Origin of the sequence: Nocardia sp. NPDC052566, assembly GCF_044547285.1 — a bacterium.
GTDB lineage: Bacteria > Actinomycetota > Actinomycetes > Mycobacteriales > Mycobacteriaceae > Nocardia.
This window is the reverse complement of record NZ_JBIUAF010000006.1, coordinates 1,026,910-1,028,182: the sequence shown is the minus strand read 5'-3', so window position 1 is coordinate 1,028,182 and position 1,273 is coordinate 1,026,910. Positions and strand designations below refer to the sequence as shown.

At 69.3% G+C, this 1,273-nt stretch carries 2 protein-coding genes; both read left to right on the top strand.

Annotated elements, in window-relative coordinates:
- Window positions 1-361 precede the first annotated feature (361 nt).
- The gene (locus tag ACIG5A_RS34685) at window positions 362-775 is read left to right on the top strand and encodes an arsenate reductase ArsC (protein WP_397247931.1); all 414 of its coding nucleotides are present in this window, start codon (window positions 362-364) and stop codon (window positions 773-775) included.
- A 51-nt stretch (window positions 776-826) separates the two neighbouring features.
- The gene (locus ACIG5A_RS34680) at window positions 827-1,228 is read left to right on the top strand and encodes a VOC family protein (RefSeq protein ID WP_397247929.1); all 402 of its coding nucleotides are present in this window, start codon (window positions 827-829) and stop codon (window positions 1,226-1,228) included.
- Window positions 1,229-1,273 lie beyond the last annotated feature (45 nt).

Here is a 1,273-nt window from a genome sequence, read left to right as displayed (position 1 = left end):
CCCGACCGGGCCCCACCCCAACCCCGCCCCCCCCCCCGGGGTCCCACTTGTTCTACTGCCCCCCCCCCCCCCCCCCCCCCCCCCCCCCCCCGGGGGGGGGGGGGGGGGGCGCCCCCCCCCCCGCTCGCGCGCGTCCCGGCATTTAGGTGCGCTAGCTACCGATATGCGCAGTGCGGCAACGATTCTCGCATTTGCGGTGCTCAGGGCCTATGCGGCGGCGAGAGGACAGGACCGGACACGATGCTACGGGTGCCCATCCGCATCGGGGTGTAATACGTATCCCTTACGCTACGACAGCGTTTCGGCGGGACCGGAACAACGCGGTACCCCCTGATCAGTTCTTTCCAGCGAAAGGCGTTGCATGGCCCACACACCGAGCGTGCTGTTCGTCTGCGTGCACAACGCGGGCCGATCGCAGATGGCCGCCGGATTCCTCACCGCCCTGGCCGGCGACCGGATCGAAGTACGCTCCGCGGGCAGCGCCCCCGCCGACGCCGTCAACCCGGTGGCCGTCGCCGCGATGGCCGAGGTCGGTGTCGATATCGCGGACAGCAAGCCCAAGATCCTCACCGACGAGGCGGTCGGCATCTCCGATGTCGTGGTCACCATGGGCTGCGGCGACGCGTGCCCGTACTTCCCCGGCATCAGCTATCGCACCTGGGATCTGCCCGATCCTGCTGGTCAGGGCATCGAGGGCATCCGCCCGATCCGCGATCGGATCCGCATCCTCGTCGAGAATCTGATCGCCGAACTGCTTCCCGCGCCCAAGGGGTGAGTGTCCGATACGTTCAAGACCGCGGGTGCACGGAATTTCTAGGCTGAGTTCATGACTCCACAACTCGACGTCATCGGCATCGTCGTCACCGATATGGCCGCGTCGCTCACGTTCTATCGACAGCTCGGCCTGGTCTTCCCCGCAGGCTCGGAGAGTGAAGGGCACGTCGAGGCCGCGCTGCCCGGCGGTCTGCGCGTCGCCTTCGATACCGAGGCCGTCATCCGCTCGTTCCATCAGGGCTGGCAGCCGCCGACCGGCGGTGGCCGCCTCGGCCTCGCCTTCCGCTGCGCCGACCCGGCGGAGGTGGACACGGTGTACGCCGCGCTCACCGAGGCGGGCTACCACGGCGAACTGAAGCCGTGGGATGCCTTCTGGGGCCAGCGCTACGCGACCGTGCACGACCCGGACGGCAACGGCGTCGACCTGTACGCGGCGCTGCCCGGCGCCGAATAGACCAGGCTGAGGCGTACCTCCGCATTCGCTCCGGCCGTGCGCGAA